The 17,349-nt window shown below is 57.7% G+C and carries 18 protein-coding genes; 9 read left to right on the forward strand and 9 right to left on the reverse strand.

Annotated features, from left to right (window positions below; all coding sequences use genetic code 11):
* Window positions 1–222: 222 nt before the first annotated feature.
* From E6W33_RS27905 to recA, 8 genes are all read right to left on the reverse strand, one after another.
* On the reverse strand, window positions 223–642 hold the full coding sequence (locus E6W33_RS27905) for a prepilin-type N-terminal cleavage/methylation domain-containing protein (RefSeq protein WP_136419778.1): 420 nt from the start codon (window positions 640–642) through the stop codon (window positions 223–225).
* Between the two features lie 178 nt (window positions 643–820).
* A complete protein-coding gene (locus E6W33_RS23330) occupies window positions 821–1,432 on the reverse strand; it encodes an FHA domain-containing protein (protein WP_136419779.1) in 612 nt (203 codons plus the stop codon).
* 32 nt (window positions 1,433–1,464) lie between these two features.
* Complete coding sequence (locus tag E6W33_RS23335; protein ID WP_136419780.1) at window positions 1,465–2,292, reverse strand: Stp1/IreP family PP2C-type Ser/Thr phosphatase; 828 nt, start codon at window positions 2,290–2,292, stop codon at window positions 1,465–1,467.
* 173 nt (window positions 2,293–2,465) lie between these two features.
* Window positions 2,466–3,347 carry a succinate--CoA ligase subunit alpha gene (gene sucD / locus E6W33_RS23340; RefSeq protein WP_136419781.1) on the reverse strand — a complete coding sequence of 294 codons (882 nt, stop codon included), beginning with the start codon at window positions 3,345–3,347 and terminating at the stop codon, window positions 2,466–2,468.
* A 17-nt stretch (window positions 3,348–3,364) separates the two neighbouring features.
* Window positions 3,365–4,531, reverse strand: a complete 1,167-nt coding sequence (sucC, locus tag E6W33_RS23345; RefSeq protein ID WP_136419782.1) for an ADP-forming succinate--CoA ligase subunit beta — start codon at window positions 4,529–4,531, stop codon at window positions 3,365–3,367.
* A 48-nt stretch (window positions 4,532–4,579) separates the two neighbouring features.
* Window positions 4,580–5,161, reverse strand: coding sequence for a DUF2889 domain-containing protein (locus E6W33_RS23350; RefSeq protein ID WP_136419857.1), 582 nt, complete (start codon window positions 5,159–5,161; stop codon window positions 4,580–4,582).
* A gap of 295 nt (window positions 5,162–5,456) precedes the next feature.
* Window positions 5,457–5,912, reverse strand: a complete 456-nt coding sequence (gene recX / locus E6W33_RS23355) for a recombination regulator RecX (protein ID WP_136419783.1) — start codon at window positions 5,910–5,912, stop codon at window positions 5,457–5,459.
* Between the two features lie 72 nt (window positions 5,913–5,984).
* A complete protein-coding gene (recA, locus tag E6W33_RS23360; RefSeq protein ID WP_136419784.1) occupies window positions 5,985–7,028 on the reverse strand; it encodes a recombinase RecA in 1,044 nt (347 codons plus the stop codon).
* Between the two features lie 227 nt (window positions 7,029–7,255).
* Between recA and E6W33_RS23365 the strand changes: the two genes are divergently transcribed.
* Genes E6W33_RS23365 through E6W33_RS23380 form a run of 4 tightly spaced genes read left to right on the forward strand, consistent with a single transcriptional unit; the run spans window position 7,256 to window position 11,832 of the window.
* Window positions 7,256–7,957 (forward strand): response regulator transcription factor, encoded by a 702-nt coding sequence (locus E6W33_RS23365; protein ID WP_136419785.1) that lies wholly within the window; start codon window positions 7,256–7,258, stop codon window positions 7,955–7,957.
* Window positions 7,958–7,965: 8 nt separating this feature from the next.
* Window positions 7,966–9,525, forward strand: a complete 1,560-nt coding sequence (locus tag E6W33_RS23370; protein WP_136419786.1) for a sensor histidine kinase — start codon at window positions 7,966–7,968, stop codon at window positions 9,523–9,525.
* On the forward strand, window positions 9,522–9,806 hold the full coding sequence (locus E6W33_RS23375) for a DUF4212 domain-containing protein (protein ID WP_247869754.1): 285 nt from the start codon (window positions 9,522–9,524) through the stop codon (window positions 9,804–9,806). The genes E6W33_RS23370 and E6W33_RS23375 overlap by 4 nt, the downstream gene beginning before the upstream one ends.
* Complete coding sequence (locus E6W33_RS23380) at window positions 9,796–11,832, forward strand: sodium:solute symporter family protein (protein ID WP_136419787.1); 2,037 nt, start codon at window positions 9,796–9,798, stop codon at window positions 11,830–11,832. Before E6W33_RS23375 ends, E6W33_RS23380 begins: the two co-directional genes overlap by 11 nt.
* Window positions 11,833–11,926: 94 nt before the next feature.
* On the opposite strand, the gene purM is transcribed toward E6W33_RS23380, so the two are convergent.
* Window positions 11,927–12,970: a phosphoribosylformylglycinamidine cyclo-ligase gene (gene purM / locus E6W33_RS23385; RefSeq protein WP_136419788.1), complete on the reverse strand. Its 1,044-nt coding sequence runs from the start codon at window positions 12,968–12,970 to the stop codon at window positions 11,927–11,929.
* Between the two features lie 97 nt (window positions 12,971–13,067).
* On the opposite strand from purM, the gene E6W33_RS23390 reads away from it, so the two are divergent.
* From E6W33_RS23390 to folK, 5 genes are read left to right on the forward strand one after another with little or no spacing between them, the layout of a single operon-like run.
* A complete protein-coding gene (locus tag E6W33_RS23390) occupies window positions 13,068–14,159 on the forward strand; it encodes an AI-2E family transporter (RefSeq protein WP_136419789.1) in 1,092 nt (363 codons plus the stop codon).
* Entirely contained in the window at window positions 14,156–14,839 is a 684-nt protein-coding gene (gene hda / locus E6W33_RS23395) for a DnaA regulatory inactivator Hda (RefSeq protein WP_136419790.1), read from the forward strand. The genes E6W33_RS23390 and hda overlap by 4 nt, the downstream gene beginning before the upstream one ends.
* Window positions 14,839–15,510, forward strand: a complete 672-nt coding sequence (locus tag E6W33_RS23400; RefSeq protein ID WP_136419791.1) for an HAD family hydrolase — start codon at window positions 14,839–14,841, stop codon at window positions 15,508–15,510. Before hda ends, E6W33_RS23400 begins: the two co-directional genes overlap by 1 nt.
* Window positions 15,503–16,864, forward strand: coding sequence for a polynucleotide adenylyltransferase PcnB (gene pcnB / locus E6W33_RS23405; RefSeq protein WP_136419792.1), 1,362 nt, complete (start codon window positions 15,503–15,505; stop codon window positions 16,862–16,864). The genes E6W33_RS23400 and pcnB overlap by 8 nt, the downstream gene beginning before the upstream one ends.
* Window positions 16,861–17,346, forward strand: a complete 486-nt coding sequence (folK, locus tag E6W33_RS23410) for a 2-amino-4-hydroxy-6-hydroxymethyldihydropteridine diphosphokinase (protein ID WP_136419793.1) — start codon at window positions 16,861–16,863, stop codon at window positions 17,344–17,346. The genes pcnB and folK overlap by 4 nt, the downstream gene beginning before the upstream one ends.
* Window positions 17,347–17,349: the final 3 nt, after the last annotated feature.

The following is a 17,349-nucleotide window of genomic DNA, read 5'->3' on the forward strand; positions in this document are numbered from 1 at the left end:
ATTTGCTCGCCCCTAACCTTCTGTTTTTTATACCGTGGTACTTGAACGCCGATTATGAAATCCCTCGGCCGGAATCATAGTCGGTCACCTAGCGAAAATCTTTCGGAGAGTTCCGGATTGGCCCAACCAGATTCGCTCGCGGTAATCACGGGTCCCTGAAAGCAAAACACCCCACGAATGGGGTGTTTTGATCTTCCAACCAAAAACTCTGTAATTCCCGGATCAGGAAACTGTGCAGCCTTTGATCGTAACGCCAGTACCAACGCCGGTAATCGAGCAGTTCCAGCTGACGGTGCCACCAGCATCGGCAGGAGCGGTCGGGGTAAGCGTCGCGCTGGCACCTTGATAAGAAGTCGCCAAGACACCAGAACCCGAGCACATCGCGATGGAGTTGCCACCGGAGTCGACGCATCCCATCGTTCCAGGTCCTGCCGAATTGGTGCCTAGGTTATAGGCTTCGACAACTTTGAGCTTCTGTCCTTCCAATTCACCAACTGCCTTGCCGGCGTTGGCTTTCTTGACGTAGTCCTGATATGCCGGCAACGCGACGGCCGCCAAAATACCGATAATCGCAACGACGATCATCAATTCAATCAAGGTAAAACCGCGCTGAACGCGTTGTTTCATTGTCATTGGTTTCATATTTACGCTCCCATGGAAATAGGCAGAACGTCTGCCCTACATACCGTGCAGCAATTTCTATGCCGATAGAAAAATATAGGTTTTCGATATGAAGCACTGACAATTTTTGTCAGCCCGTGGTGATGAGTGACAAGAAGTGGCAAGAAAACTAGAAATTTGTCATGCTGAGCTGACAATATTATTCCACTAGAAACTGCATTTTGACACCAGATAGTTCGATCACATCCCCGTGGACGATGAAATGACGCCCCGGATTAATCGAAACGCCATTGACCAAGGGATAAGCTTTACCCTCTACATGGGTAAGGCAATATCCATTCGATCGCCTCGAGATGACCGCGACTTGCAAACCGGGGCGACCAATGGTGGTGAGGGATTTGGACAGTACCGTTTCCTTGCCTGTATTAGCGCCGTTCAGCACCTTGATAACACCAACCCCGCTCGATCCTCGCGCGAAGACACTCTCGATGAGTCTTGGAGCTGGAACGTGATCACCGGGAGTCGCGCAGGAAACATAGGTTGCCCGGAACTGCGCCAGCTCGATGATGTCATTCTCCTGCAAGAAATGCTTTTTTATCGGCTGGCCATTCACTTGCGTACCATTCGTGCTATTCAGATCTTCGAGAAAAGCATCCTTATCCACAGTGACAATAACTGCATGCTCGGCGCTGATTGCACGATCGTCGATAACAATGTCGTTATGCGGGCTGCGTCCGATTGTCGTCCGTTCCTTCAACAGCGATATTTCCCGCATAACGACGTTGTTCATTGCAAGGATTATCTTCGCCATATACCTCTCCGCCCGCATGTTCTTTCAAGACTTCAAGCAACCCAGTTAAGGATCCGCCCCAGCAACCCTGCCGACTCCGGAGTGAACGACTGAATCCTGATCAAAATCACGGAAATGTTGTCATGCCCGCCGTTCTCATTCGCTCGTTGTACCAGTGCATTGCAGATTTGTTCCAAGGAATCCGGTCGGGACAAGAGGATCTCACCAATTTCCTGCATAAGCAGCATGTCGGACAGACCGTCCGAGCATAAAAGATAGAGATCCCCAAGCTCAACCTGATGTTCATGAACCTCCACCTCCATGTCTGGACCGACACCGAGAGCGCGCGTTACCAGGTTCTTGTTCTGAGAGAAACGCGCCCATTCAGGACTAATCAGGCCTGCGTCGATTTGCTCTTGGAGCAGGGAGTGATCCCTCGTAAGCTGAGTCAGATCGTTCCCTCGCAATCGATAGGCGCGTGAATCGCCGACATGGGCGATGATGGCTTTATCATGGTGGAACACCGCCGCCACAAGCGTCGTACCCATTCCACTGTATTGCGGCTCGCTGCGCGCAGCCTCAAGAATTGCCGAGTTGGAGCGTTGAATGGAATCGATCAATAATTGCTGAATTTGCCGCTGGCGATGCGCGCGCGAATCTCCCTGTTGACCTTGCAGCCGCGCGAGTCCTTCTACCAGTAACTGCTTTGCAACAGAGATCGCAATTCCACTGGCAACCTCCCCGGCACTATATCCACCCATGCCATCTGCAAGTACGGCAAAGCCGTATATCGGGCTGGTCGCAATCGCATCTTCATTATGCGGTCGCACCAATCCGGTATCGGTTCTCGCAGCGAATTCTAACCCGACATTGTTTGCCATGTGACGATTATACGTGGAGCATCGAATCGAAGCATAACGCCGAAGCGGCCTCGATCATTCGTCGCCAGTTTTGTGATGACAATCGATTTGTTCTGCCAAAGAGTGCGCAAAATAAAACAGGGAGCCAAAGCCCCCTGTCTTGTCACAACTTGAGCTTGCCGCTCAATGACGAATTACAGTGCCGCCTTCAACAACCGCCCCATTTCCGACGGGTTCTTGGTGACTTTGATGCCGCAAGCTTCCATGATTTCCAGTTTTGCTTGCGCGGTGTCTGCACCACCGGAAATCAATGCGCCGGCGTGGCCCATGCGCTTGCCGGGAGGCGCGGTGACGCCGGCGATAAAGCCGATCACCGGTTTCTTCATGTTGTCCTTGATCCAGTATGAAGCATTGGCTTCGTCGGGACCACCGATTTCGCCGATCATGATGACGGCATCTGTGTCGGGATCGTCGTTGAACATCTTCATGACGTCGATGTGCTTCAGGCCATTGATCGGATCGCCGCCGATACCGACTGCGGAGGATTGGCCGAGGCCGAGCGCGGTGAGTTGCGCGACTGCTTCATAGGTCAGCGTGCCGGAACGCGACACGACGCCGATGCGGCCCTTCTTGTGGATGTGACCCGGCATGATGCCGATCTTGATTTCATCCGGCGTGATCAGACCGGGGCAGTTCGGGCCGAGCAGCAAGGTCTTGCTGCCGGACTTCTTCATGCGGTCTTTCACTTCGAGCATGTCACGAACCGGGATGCCTTCGGTAATGCAGATCGCAAGATCGAGCTCGGCTTCGACAGCTTCCCAGATTGCAGCAGCGGCGCCCGCCGGCGGAACGTAAATGACGGAGACGTTTGCGCCAGTCTTTTCCTTGGCTTCCTTGACGTTGGCGAAAATCGGAATGCCTTCGAAATCCTCGCCAGCCTTTTTCGGGTTCACGCCGGCGACAAAGCAGTTCTTGCCGTTGGCGTATTCGCGGCACATGCGGGTGTGAAACTGGCCGGTCTTGCCGGTGATGCCTTGCGTGATGACTTTGGTGTCTTTGTTGATCAGAATCGACATTTGTATTCCCTTAGCGATTATTTACCGTTGGCTGCAGCGACGACCTTCTGCGCTGCTTCTTCCATCGTGTCAGCGGAGATGATCGGCAGGCCGGATTCAGCCAGCATCTTCTTGCCGAGATCTTCGTTGGTGCCCTTCATGCGCACGACCAGCGGCACGCCGAGCGATACCGCCTTGGACGCGGCAATCACGCCTTCGGCGATCACGTCGCAACGCATAATGCCGCCGAAGATGTTGACCAGGATCGCTTTCAGATTCGGGTTCTTCAGCATGAGCTTGAAGGCTTCGGTCACTTTCTCGGTCGTGGCGCCGCCGCCGACGTCGAGGAAGTTCGCCGGCTCGCCGCCGAACAGCTTGATGGTGTCCATCGTGGCCATCGCCAGGCCCGCGCCGTTCACGAGACAGCCGATGTTGCCGTCGAGGGAAATGTAAGCGAGGTCGAACTTGGACGCTTCGATTTCAGCGGGATCTTCTTCGTCCAGATCGCGCATTGCGACGATTTCCGGGTGACGATACAGAGCGTTGGCATCGAAGTTGAACTTGGCGTCGAGGGCAATCACGCGACCGTCGCCGGTCAGAATCAGGGGGTTGATTTCTGCCAGGGAGCAGTCAGTCTCCCAGTATGCCTTGTACAGTCCCTGCATTTGCTTGCGTGCATCGGGGATGGAGCCTGCCGGTACGCCGATCTTGGCAGCGATCGCGTCGGCATCGGCATCGGTCAGGCCGGTTGCCGGATCGATGACGACTTTGTGGATCAGGTCAGGATGCTTTTCCGCGACTTCTTCAATATCCATGCCGCCTTCGCTCGATGCCATCAGCACTACGCGCTGGCTGACGCGGTCGGTGACCATACTGACGTACAGTTCCTTCTTGATGTCGGCACCTTCCTCGATCAGGAGGCGACGCACCTTCTGGCCTTCCGGGCCGGTCTGGTGCGTAACGAGCTGCATACCCATGATGGCGTGCGCATATTCTTTCACCTGGTCGAGCGATTTGGCGACTTTCACGCCGCCGCCCTTGCCGCGGCCGCCGGCATGGATCTGAGCCTTGACGACCCAGACCGGGCCTCCAAGAGTCTCGGCCGCCTTGACCGCTTCATCAACGGAAAAGCACGGGATACCGCGCGGAACCGTCACTCCATACTTACGGAGGATTTCTTTGCCCTGATACTCATGGATTTTCATGCGAGCTTCCCTTCAGACGCTTATTGAAAAAAACAGACTTGATTGAAACTAACTGGATTCGGATTCTGCCAGCGACTTCACCGCCCAGCGCGGATAATATTTGGCGACCGCTTCGCCATCGGTACGCAGGGCGTGACAGCGGTCGAGTTGAAACGGCTTATGGCTTTGCTCATCGGCGCTTGCGCCATCGCGCGTATCGAGCACATCGCCGGCAAACGCCTGGACAACGGCGGTTGGCAGGACTTGTGCGAGTTCCGTCAGATGAGTGCAGCCCTGTATACCGGACAAGCGGTGCCTAACGCCTTCACGGAATCCCTTCAGAAGATTAAGGCCAACCAGTTTTTTGTAGGCAGGGCCAATGGTGTCGCAAAAACCGGGATAAGGAACGGCGTCGGAAACCGCATCGGCGGCGATGATGTTGAACTGCGTATCGACAGTCAAGCGCACCCAAAGGTCATGAATCGGCGAGCCGGCGGCTCTGGTGCCGGAAGCGAGTTGGGTAGCGCGAGTTTTAATGTCGGTGATATGGGCGTCGATATCCCACAAGCCATCGTCGCGAGCGAATGCTTCGACCTGGATTGCGCGCGTGTGCTTTAACGCACGACGAGATGTGGGCGATGGTAAGGGCATAAAGGCACAATGCCGTTGGAGCGGCAATAAAAAAGCCGCAATTGCGTGTCGTTGCCGCAGCTTCTACGACAACAGCCGCTCATGCGGCGCTGCAAAAACCTCGAAAGTGTAGCACAGGTCAGGAAGCTTTAACCATCGTGGCAGCTCTGCCACTGCCAGCTTGGCGAGAATTCATGTTGCTTCGAACGACGCAACACCTGTTTGCATGAGTACCGCGTGCGCCGGAACAAGTAGCAATAGGCTCCGGGTCAAGCTCGGGCTGACGACATTGAATGCAAGGAGATGTCCTGCGCTTTCAGTCTTCAGCATCGCCAGCGGCGCGCATCGCCGCCTGAATCGCCCTGTGGGAGAACCCTCGCTGTTGCAGAAAACGCATTTGTTTCGCGCGTTCCGAGGCATCGGCAGGAGGCTGGTCGAATCGCTTTCGCCAGACCTCTCGTGCGCGCGATACCTCGTCCTGCGTCAGACTCGCCTTGATCTCGTCAAGTGCATCACCGTCGATGCCGTGGGTCTGCAACTCCGACAGGATACGGTTGTTCCCGAAGCGCGACGCGCGACGATGAACGAGAGATTCGGAAAAACGGGACTGCGATAACAGCTTGGCGGCTTCCAGCGCGTCGAGCAAGCCTTCGACGTCGTCACCCTCCTGGGCGTAACGAGAAAGCTTGCGCGTCAGCTCCAGCCGGCTGTGTTCACGAGCGGATAAATACTTCAGAGCCCGCGCTTTTAGACTCATTTGCAGCTTTGCCATGGTGTTCCAGCAGCGCGGGCTCCCTCACGTGAAGTATTTTGGGGAAGCGGGATATTCTCCCGCAAGGATGACTTATTCGGCCTCTGCCACGGCGGGCGGAAGCTCAGGCACGCCAAGCGCAGCGCGTACCTTGTTCTCGATTTCACGGGCAAGCTCCGGATGCTCCTTGAGGTAATTGCGCGCATTGTCCTTGCCTTGGCCGATACGCTCGCCGTTGTAGCTGTACCACGCCCCGGATTTCTCGACGATTTTCGCTTCTGAACCGAGATCAAGAATTTCGCCTTCGCGAGACGTACCTTCTCCGTAAAGAATATCGAAATGCGCTTCCTTGAACGGCGGCGCAACCTTGTTCTTGACGACCTTGACTTTGGTTTCGTTACCGATCACCTCGTCACCCGACTTGATGGAGCCGGTGCGGCGAATGTCGAGACGAACGGAGGCATAGAACTTCAAGGCATTGCCGCCGGTCGTGGTTTCCGGATTGCCGAACATAACACCGATCTTCATGCGAATCTGGTTGATGAAGATTACCAGCGTATTAGTACGATTGATGCTGCCGGTCAGTTTACGCAGCGCTTGCGACATCAAACGGGCTTGCAGGCCGGGCAGCGAATCACCCATATCTCCTTCGATTTCCGCGCGCGGCGTCAGCGCGGCTACCGAGTCGATCACCACGAGGTCAACACTGCCGGAGCGCACCAGTGCATCGCAAATTTCCAGAGCCTGTTCACCCGTATCCGGCTGCGAAATCAGCAGGTCCGACAAATTGACGCCCAGCTTTTGCGCGTAGACCACGTCGAGTGCGTGCTCGGCGTCGATGAACGCGCAGGTGCCGCCGAGTTTTTGCATTTCGGCGATTGCTTGCAAGGTAAGCGTCGTTTTACCGGAGGATTCAGGTCCGTAAATTTCCACGACGCGACCGCGCGGCAAGCCGCCAACCCCCAGTGCAATATCCAATCCGAGCGAGCCGGTTGATACCACTTGCACTTCTTCTGCCACGGCGCCATCGGCCATGCGCATCACGGAGCCCTTGCCGAACTGCTTTTCGATTTGCGCCAACGCCGCTGCGAGCGCCTTTGCCTTATCCGGGTTCTGCGCAGATTTCTTTTCGTCCATATGTATTCTTTCGACGGTTAGGTATGAGTAGATTCCAAATTGATGTTCTGGAGCCTGCTTTTGACGTCACAGACCGTACTGTATAAAAAACCAGTGCTTTATGCAAGCGTAAATTTTCAATCGCGGGAAAGTTTATTACGATAGTGAGAGATAATGGATTCCGCTCTGCCTTGCTGCCATTTGCGAAAAGCAATAGACTACCTTCAACTGATTGCAGAGTGCCAACCATGCGTATTTTGCTTGCCGAAGACGATAGTGTACTAGCCGACGGACTGACTCGGTCGCTGCGTCAATCCGGCTATGCCACCGACTGCGTCAAAAACGGCCTTGAAGCGGACTCCGCATTGTCCACGCAGGATTTCGACCTTCTCATCCTTGACCTGGGCTTGCCGAAAATGCCCGGACTGGAAGTGCTGCGGCGGCTGCGTGCGCGCAACTCTCGCCTGCCCGTGTTGATCCTGACCGCAGGCGACTCCATCGAACAGCGGGTCAAAGGCCTGGATCTGGGCGCAGACGACTTCATGGCCAAGCCTTTCGCCCTGTCGGAACTGGAAGCGCGCGTACGGGCGCTGACCCGGCGCGGGGCCGGCGGCGGGCCGACGGTGATCAAGCACGGGCCTTTGTCGTATGACCAGGTCGGACGTATCGCTTACATGAACGACCAGATGCTGGACTTGTCGGCACGCGAACTCGGATTGCTGGAAGTGTTGTTGCAACGCACCGGCCGCCTGGTATCAAAGGAACAGCTGGTCGATCATTTGTGCGAATGGGGCGAGGAAGTCAGCAACAACGCCATTGAAGTGTATGTGCATCGTCTGCGGAAGAAGATAGAAGTCGGCGGCGTGCGCATCGCGACGGTACGCGGTCTGGGCTACTGCCTGGAAAAATTCTCCGATTCCGCTCCGCAAGCCGCGCCTCCCTCTACCTGATACCTTCCATGAGCGACGCACAACGTCTGGATGCGAACGCTCGCGCCGCATCCGACTCGTCATCCCACCCGGACCACGCGGAGTCGGTCGCCACGGAGCCCGAAGAGCGCATACAGCGATCCTTGTTCGGAGAAATCCTGGACTGGATGCTAGTGCCTCTTCTGCTGCTGTGGCCTATGAGTATTGCCATTACCTACCTGGTTGCGAAATCCATTGCCAATCATCCTTTCGATCGCGCGCTTGATGACAGGGTGACGGTACTGGCGCAACAGGTCAAGGAAGTCAACGGCAAGCTTGCGGCTCCGCTTTCCAGTTCAGCGCGCGATATTCTGCGTGCCGATGATGTGGACAACGTCTATTTTCAGGTCCTCGGTCCGCGTGGCGAATACGTTGACGGGGATCGCGACCTGCCGTCCCCTCCTGCGGAGGACGACAAAGTACCGACCGGATCGGTTCAATTTCACAACAACACCATGCGCGGAACCGAAGTCCGCGTCGCCTATGTCTATGTCGACCTGCGCCGTAACCGGATGGGCCGCGCCGCGCTGAAGGAGCCGTACCTGGCGTTGGTGCAGGTAGGCGAGACATTGGACAAGCGTGCGCATCTCGCCAACGAAATCATCAAGGGCGTGATCCTGCCGCAATTCATCATCCTGCCGATTGCGCTCGCGCTGGTCTGGTTTGCGTTGTCGCGCGGACTTTCGCCGCTGGCCGAGTTGCAGCAGCGTATCCGGGCCCGGCGTCCGGACGATCTGAGCCCGATCGAATCGGGACAGGTCCCCGAAGAAATCTCGCCGCTGGTTCGCTCGCTCAATGACATGCTTGAACGGCTTTCGCAGAGTATCGAGATGCAAAAGCGCTTCATTGCCGATGCGGCACACCAGATGAAGACGCCGCTCGCGGGGATGCGCATGCAGTCGGAGCTGGCCATGCGCGAGACCAGCCAGGCGGAGATACGACGATCGCTGGAGCAGCTCTCCAAGAGCTCTGAGAGCGCCACCCGCCTGGTCAATCAGTTGCTCGCCCTGGCGCGCGCCGAGAACCAGACGCCGGAAGCCAAGCCTTTCGTCCCGCTGGAACTGTCCGAACTGGCACGCAAGGTCGTGCAGGACTGGGTGCAACCTTCGTTTACGCGCCGCATCGATCTCGGCTTCGAACAACCCGGACATCCGATCATGGTGCGCGGCAATCCGGTCATGCTGCGCGAATTGCTGAGCAATCTGATCGACAATGCGCTGCATTACACGCCCGAAGGCGGGAGTGTGACCGTACGTGTACGGGCCGATGTCGTCGATGGCTTTGCGTTCCTCGAGGTGGAAGACACCGGCCCCGGCATTCCTGCTGCGGAACGCGGGCATGTGTTTGAACGCTTTTATCGCATCCTGGGAAGCAATGCGGAAGGCAGCGGGCTGGGGCTATCGATTGTGCGTGAAATCGCACAGCAGCATGATGCGAGTGTCGAAATTCTGAATAATCCGCATAGCCACGATCCGAAGTTTCCCGGCTGCCTGGTACGGGTCTGCATGCATATGGAGCAGCGTCCTGAATTTATCGAGGATATAGGTTGATTCCGCAAAATACTGAAAAGATGACGCAACTGCGCGATCTGTACTGGGGCAAGGTGCGCCGCTTCACGGTAATGCTGATCGCCGTGTGGTTCGGGGCGACCTTTGGCATCATTTTCTTCGCGCGCGAGCTCTCGCAATTCAGCCTGTTCGGATGGCCGCTTCCGTTCTATATGGCGGCACAAGGGCTGACCTTGTTTTACCTCCTCATACTGGCGCTGTACGTGAAGCGCATGCGGAAACTGGACCAGATCATGAAGGGCGACGGCAAAGATGTCGAATAAATCGTTTCTCAAACGTCTGGTACGTTACTACAGCTGGTACAGCCTTGGCTTCGTCGTTTTCCTGCTTGCTCTGGCCGTTCTCGAAAAGGAAGGATTTCCGCGCGCCTGGATCGGCTACATGTTCATGTTCTCGACGATTGTGCTGTACGCCGGTATCGGCGTCATCAGCCGGACCTCGGACGTCTCGGAATATTATGTGGCGGGCCGCCGCGTTCCGGCGCTCTTCAATGGCATAGCAACAGCGGCTGACTGGATGTCGGCCGCCAGCTTCATCAGCCTGGCCGGCGGCTTGTACGTGATGGGATTCGACGGGCTCGCATACATCCTCGGCTGGACCGGTGGCTACTGCCTGGTCGCATTCCTGATTGCGCCTTTTCTCAACAAGTTCAGCCAGTACACGATTCCTGATTTTCTCGCAGCTCGTTACGTTAGCCGCAATGGCGGCAATCTGGTCAGGATTGTGGCGGTCACCGCGACGATCCTCGTGTCGTTTACCTATGTGGTCGCGCAGATTTACGGCGTTGGCCTGATCACGTCGCGCTTTACCGGCGTGGATTTTTCGGTCGGCATATTTCTCGGGCTGGCGAGCATCCTGGTCTGCTCCTTTCTGGGTGGCATGCGCGCCATCACCTGGACGCAGGTGGCGCAGTACATCATCATCATCATCGCCTACATGATTCCGGTGGCATGGCTGTCGGTAAAGCATACGAACATTCCGATTCCCCAGATCGCCTATGGCAGTGCGTTGTCGAAGCTGAGCGCGCGCGAAAAGCAGCTCAACAACGACCCCAAGGAACAACAAGTGCGCGCCATCTTCCAGAAGCGTGCGGCGGAATACGAAACCAGGATCAATACGCTGCCGAAGTCATGGGAAGAAGGCATGGTGGAGCTGCAGCATCAGGTTGATGATCTGAAGCGGAGCAATGCCTCGCTGATCGAGATCAAGGCAGGCGTGCGGGCGCTTGCCGACTATCCCAAGGACGTCGATGAGGCGCGGCGCAAGTGGACCGAAGCCAAGGCATTCAATCTGGCACGGGCCGAGCCGGTCATCGCGCACACCGCGCCCTTCCCCGGTGCGACGAAGGCGATTTCGGACGTCAAGCGCAACAACTTCCTTGCACTAGTCCTGTGCTTGATGATGGGGACGGCTGCCCTGCCGCATATTCTGGTTCGTTTCTATACGACGCCATCGGTACGGGAAGCGCGGCGCTCGGTATTCTGGACCTTGTTTTTCGTAATGCTATTGTATGTCACCGTGCCGGCGCTCGCCGTGCTGGTCAAGTACGACATCTACACATCGCTTGTCGGCACGCAGTTTTCGCACATGCCGGCGTGGGTCTCCTACTGGGCGAGCGTCGACAAGATCAATCCGCTCGTGTCAATCACCGACATGAACAAGGATGGCATCGTTCAGCTCGCCGAGATCGTCATGGATGGCGATATCGTCGTGCTTGCAACGCCCGAGATCGCCGGATTGCCGTACGTGATTTCCGGACTTGTCGCCGCTGGCGGACTGGCCGCTGCCCTGTCAACCGCGGATGGTCTGCTGTTGACGATCTCGAATGCACTGTCGCACGATGTTTACTACAAGACGGTCGACCCGAAGGCCTCGACGCAAAAGCGCGTGACGATTTCCAAGCTGCTGCTGCTCGTGGTCGCATTGATCGCAGCCTATGCCGCGTCGCTCAAGCCCGGCGATATTCTTTCCATGGTGGGTGCGGCGTTTTCGCTGGCGGCTTCGACCTTGTTCCCTGCACTGGTCTTGGGTGTTTTCTGGAAGCGAGCCAACCACGAGGGTGCAATTGCCAGCATGGTGACGGGTTTTTCGGTTTGTGTGTATTACATGCTCCGAACTTACCCGACGCTCGGCGGCTCGGTCGCGAATCAATGGTTCGACATCGCCCCGATTTCAGCGGGTGTCTTTGGTGTGCCCGCCAGCTTCCTCGTGTTGGTAGTGGTCAGCCTGCTTACGGCCCCGCCCGATCAGCGGACCAAGGCACTGGTCGATCATGTCCGCATGCCTTGAAATGCAGTGACGAAGAAAAACGGCCGCATGGGAGTCCCGGCGGCCGTTCTTGTTTCGCGGACATCACTGCAAGGCGCCAAGCGCCCGCTAACGATCAAACAACGATCGTCTGCGCTTCATTCTCCTGGCGCTCACGGATTTCGCCGATTCGTGTGACGGTCTCGCCGGCCGCCTTCAATTGTGCCATTGCGGCATCCGCATTTTCTTTCGCGACGATCACGACCATGCCGATCCCGCAATTGAAGACACGATGCATTTCCGCGTCCGCCACGCCGCCATGCTGCTGCAGCCAGGTGAACAAGGGTGGCATGGCCCAGGCGTCGCGATGCAAGACCGCGGTCAGGTTGTCGCGCAACACGCGCGGCACATTTTCAACCAGTCCGCCGCCGGTGATATGCGCCATGCCTTTGACTTCGAGTTTTTCCATCAACGCCAGCAAGGGCTTGACGTAGATGCGCGTAGGCGCCATCAGCACGTCGGCGAGGCGACGGCCGTGGAAGTCGGCATTCAGGTCGGGCTGAGCAACCGAAATGATTTTGCGCACCAGCGAATAGCCGTTGGAATGTGCGCCGGAAGAAGCCAGTCCCAGCACAACGTCGCCCGGTACGATCTTGCTGCCGTCGATGATCTTCGATTTCTCGACAGCGCCGACCGCGAAACCGGCCAGATCGTATTCGCCATCCGGATACATGCTCGGCATCTCCGCGGTTTCGCCGCCGATCAATGCGCATCCGGCCTGCTCACACCCCTGGGCGATGCCCTTGATGACGTCCGTCGCCGCCCCCACATTCAGCTTGCCGCAGGCGAAATAATCGAGGAAAAACAGCGGTTCGGCACCCTGCACCAGAATGTCGTTGACGCTCATTGCCACCAGGTCGATACCGACCGTGTCGTGCTTGTTCAGATGGAACGCCAGCTTCAGCTTCGTGCCGACGCCGTCCGTACCGGACACCAGAACCGGCTCCTTGAACTTCTTGCTGATTTCAAACAAGGCGCCGAAACCGCCGATACCGCCGAGCACGCCCTCGCGCATGGTACGTTTGGCAAACGGCTTGATCGCTTCGACCAAGGCGTCGCCTGCGTCAATGTCAACACCGGCGTCGCGGTAGGAAAGGGAGACGTTGGAAGTGGAACTCATGATGTGAATAGGTGCAGAGGCGGTAAAATAGGCGGTTAAGGCAAAAATGCCGGACCAAACCGCTATTTTAACAAACCGTTCGTCCAACTCGCGATAGATGCCGTTTTCTTTGAATTCCGAACAAAAGCAGACCGCCTTGTGGCTGGCGGTCGGGCTTGTGCTGGCGGCATTGTTGGTGAAGCTGGGGCCGGTACTGGCGCCCTTCATTGCAGCAGGCATCCTGGCCTACGCACTCAATCCGACAACGGACTGGTTATCAACGCGACAACTCGGCAAGATTCGCATGCCGCGCACCTTGGCGGCGATCATCGTCATCGTGCTGCTGCTGGCCGCAATACTTGCGCTCGTGCTGATCGTCTTGCCGATCATGCAAAAGCAGATTCCCCTGTTGCAGGAACAAATTCCGCATTTCCTCACGCGCCTGAACACTTTTCTCGCGCCCAGGCTGCAGGAAATCGGCATCAGGGTTCGACTGGACGAAGTCGGGATCAAGCGCATCGTCTCGCAATATTTCACGAGCAGCGGCGATGAAATCTGGAGCGCGCTGCTTGCCTCGGCAAAAGTCGGTGGCATCGCGATGCTCGGCTGGCTGGCGACCTTGTCGCTGATTCCGGTCGCGCTGTTTTACCTGCTGCTCGACTGGCATGCCGTCGTCAACAGAATCGAGAGCTTCATTCCGCGCCGCTGGATCGGCAAGGCGTCCGATTTCGGCCGCGAGGTGGACGGACTCCTGGCGCAATACCTGCGCGGACAACTGGCGGTCATGATGATCCTGGCCATTTATTATTCCGCGGCGCTGGCGATTGCCGGATTCGACGTCGCCGTGCCGGTCGGCGTTCTGACAGGAGTCCTGGTATTCATTCCCTACCTTGGCTTCGGCTTCGGCCTTGGCCTGGTATTGGCGCTGATTGCTGCGGTCCTGCAGTTCGACGGCCTGCATGGCCTGCTGCTGGTCGCCGGCATCTACGGCGCCGGGCAGGTCATCGAGGGCTTTTTCCTGACGCCTCGCCTGGTCGGCGAACGTATCGGATTGCATCCGCTGGCCGTGATTTTTGCCTTGCTCGCATTCGGCCATCTGTTCGGCTTCGTCGGCGTCTTGCTGGCCCTGCCCGCGTCGGCCATTGTCGCCGTCGCGTTCAGGCACTTGCGACTCCATTACATCAATAGCAGCTTTTATCGTCAGTCATGAGGCAACTACTGCTCGATTTGGGTGCGGAAAAGCCGCAGACCCTGGATACCTTTGTCGTTGGACAAAATGCGGAGCTGCTGCAATTGCTGCGTCAGTTCGAGCACCCGTCCGAAGCGCCGCCCGGCGAACGTTTTGTCTACGTTTGGGGAGAGGCCGGCGCGGGCAAGACCCACTTGCTGAACGCGCTCGCGATGCATCCCCGTGCCCGCTATATCCCCGCCGGCGCCAGCGAAAGCGATTATCTGTTTGACACAAATACGAGCCTGTACCTGGCAGACGATTGCGATCAATTGTCGCCCGATGCACAGATCGCGGCGTTCGGCCTGTTCAACCAGGTGCGGGAAAACGGCGGCGTGCTCGTTACCGCGGGCAACAAACCACCTGCCGGCCTGTCCTTGCGCGAGGACTTGCGCACCCGCCTCGGCTGGGGGCTGATTTACCAGGTGCATGGCTTGACCGACGACGAAAAAATCGCCGCGCTGACCCAGGCAGCCCAGTTGCGCGGCATCACTTTGTCCCCCGGCGTGTTACCCTATCTGATCACGCATTTCCGTCGAGATATGCGATCCTTGTCGGCCATGCTGGATGCGCTGGACCAATACTCTCTGGAAACGCAACGACCGATTACGCTGCCGCTCCTGCGCAACCTGCTGCAACTCGAAGGTGAACCCAAAGCATAATGAATCTCGCTTTATTCGATCTTGACCATACCCTGATACCGATTGACTCCGATTACGAGTGGGGTCAGTTCCTGGTGCGTATCGGTGCGGTGGATGCCGAAGCATTCGCCAAGCGCAACGCCGATTTCTATTCCCAATACGAGGCAGGCACACTCGACCCGGTGGAGTACCTGGAGTTCGCACTCGGTACGCTGGCGCAGTTTCAGCGCAGGCAACTGGACGAATGGCACCGGCAATTCATGGAGGAAGTGATCGAGCCCGCCATCCTTCCCGTGGCGCGCGATCTCGTGAAACGGCATCAGGACGCCGACGATCTGGTTGCAATCATTACCGCAACAAATCGCTTTGTCACCGAACCGATCGCCAGGGCCTTCGGTGTGCGCAACCTGATCGCGGCCGAACCCGATGTCACGGACACTGGCGAGATTACCGGCCGGCTGCGCGGCATTCCCACTTCCGGTCCGGGCAAAGTCGCTCACACCAATGAGTGGCTCGCATCGCAGGGAAGATCGCTCGACAGCTTTGGCCGCAGCTACTTTTACAGTGATTCGCAGAACGACATTCCACTGCTGTCGGCAGTCACCCATCCGGTTGCAACCAATCCCAACGCCTTGCTGAAAGCCCATGCGCAGGCACAAGGCTGGCCTATCCTGACCTTATTCGATGATTAAAAAGTTTATCAAGCGCATTCTTGGCGTTAAGAACAAAGCGAATAGTCAACAACCGCAAGTGCTCGGACCGAAGGAGCACGGTATTGATCCAACGCTGCTGTCCACCAACGCGGTGCGCGTGACGCAGACGCTGCAGGAGGCCGGCTTCAAGGCGTTCGTCGTTGGCGGCGCGGTGCGCGATTTGCTGCTGGGCGTGAAGCCGAAAGATTTCGACGTGGCGACCAACGCCACGCCGGAACAGGTGAAACGCCTGTTCCGCCGCGCTTTCATCATCGGCAAACGCTTCCAGATCGTGCACGTGATGTTCGGCCAAGACCTCATCGAGGTCACCACCTTCCGCGGCGCGTCATCGGAAGGCGCGCCCAAGGACGAGCATGGCCGCGTCCTGCGCGACAACACCTTCGGCGAGCAGCACGAAGACGCCGCGCGGCGTGACTTCACCATCAACGCGATGTACTACGATCCGGCCAGCCAGACTGTGCTCGATTATCACAATGGGATCGCCGACATCCGCAGCCGGACGCTGCGCATCATCGGACTTCCCGAAGCGCGCTTTCGCGAAGACCCGGTCCGCTTGCTGCGCGTAGTGCGTTTTGCAGCCAAACTCGGCTTTGTCATCGATCCGGACACGCGCGAGCCGATCCAGGTGATGGCGCCGCTGATCAACAACGTGCCGGCCGCACGCGTGTTCGATGAAATGCTGAAGCTGCTGATGAGCGGGCATGCGCTCGCTTGCCTGCAGCAGTTGCGCAAGGAAGGACTGCATCACGGCCTGCTGCCGCTGCTGGACGTGGTGCTGGAACAACCGCTCGGCGAAAAATTCGTCACGCTGGCACTGGCCGGCACCGACGAGCGCGTCCGCCAAGGCAAGGGCGTGTCGCCCGGCTTCCTGTTCGCTGCCCTGCTCTGGCACCAGGTACTGGAAAAGTGGAATGCCTACCAGGCCGCCGGTGAGTACCCGATTCCGGCACTGCATCTCGCAGCCGACGACGTGCTGGATGCGCAGACCGAGAAACTCGCGCTGCAGCGCCGCATCGCAACCGACATGCGCGACATCTGGGCCATGCAGCCGCGCTTCGAGCGGCGCACCGGCAAGTCACCCTACAAGCTACTGGAACACCCGCGCCTGCGCGCCGGCTATGACTTCCTGCTGTTGCGCTGCGAATCCGGCGAAATCGATCCGGAGATCGGCGAGTGGTGGACTGCCTTCATTGCCGCAGATGGCCCCGGCCGCGCCGAACTGCTGACCAGAAAGCCGAAGGTCGAAGGGGAAAGCCCCGCACCGAAGAAGCGTCGTCGCCGTGGTGGGCGCAACAAACAGAAGGCGGCGCCTGCCGAAGGCAGCAGTACATGAGTGCGGCGCAGACCTCCTGCCATATCGGGATCGGGTCGAATCTCGGCGATGCACGCGCCAACGTGGAGCGCGCTATTGAATGCCTGAAGCAGCTGCCTCAGTCGACGCTGAGCGCGCAATCCAGCCTGTTTCGGACAGCGCCGATCGATGCAAGCGGCGATGATTACATCAACGCCGTGGTCCGTATCGATACAGCGTTGCCGCCGGAAGACTTACTGAATGCACTTCAGGCGATCGAGCGGGGTTTCGGGCGTGAGCGCCCCTATCAGAATGCGCCGCGCACGCTCGATCTGGATCTCCTGCTGTACGGTCGGCAGACGATCTCGTCGCTCTCGCTGACGGTGCCGCATCCGCGCATGACGCAGCGCGCATTCGTGCTGATTCCTCTGCTGCAGATTGATCCGCTGATTAGCATCCCTGGACTCGGGCCGGCGCATACCTTCGTACCGAATGTTGCCGGACAAGCGATTCAAAAAGTCTGAACC

Source organism: Herbaspirillum sp. ST 5-3 (assembly GCF_004804275.1).
In the GTDB taxonomy this organism is placed as follows: Bacteria; Pseudomonadota; Gammaproteobacteria; order Burkholderiales; family Burkholderiaceae_D; genus Noviherbaspirillum.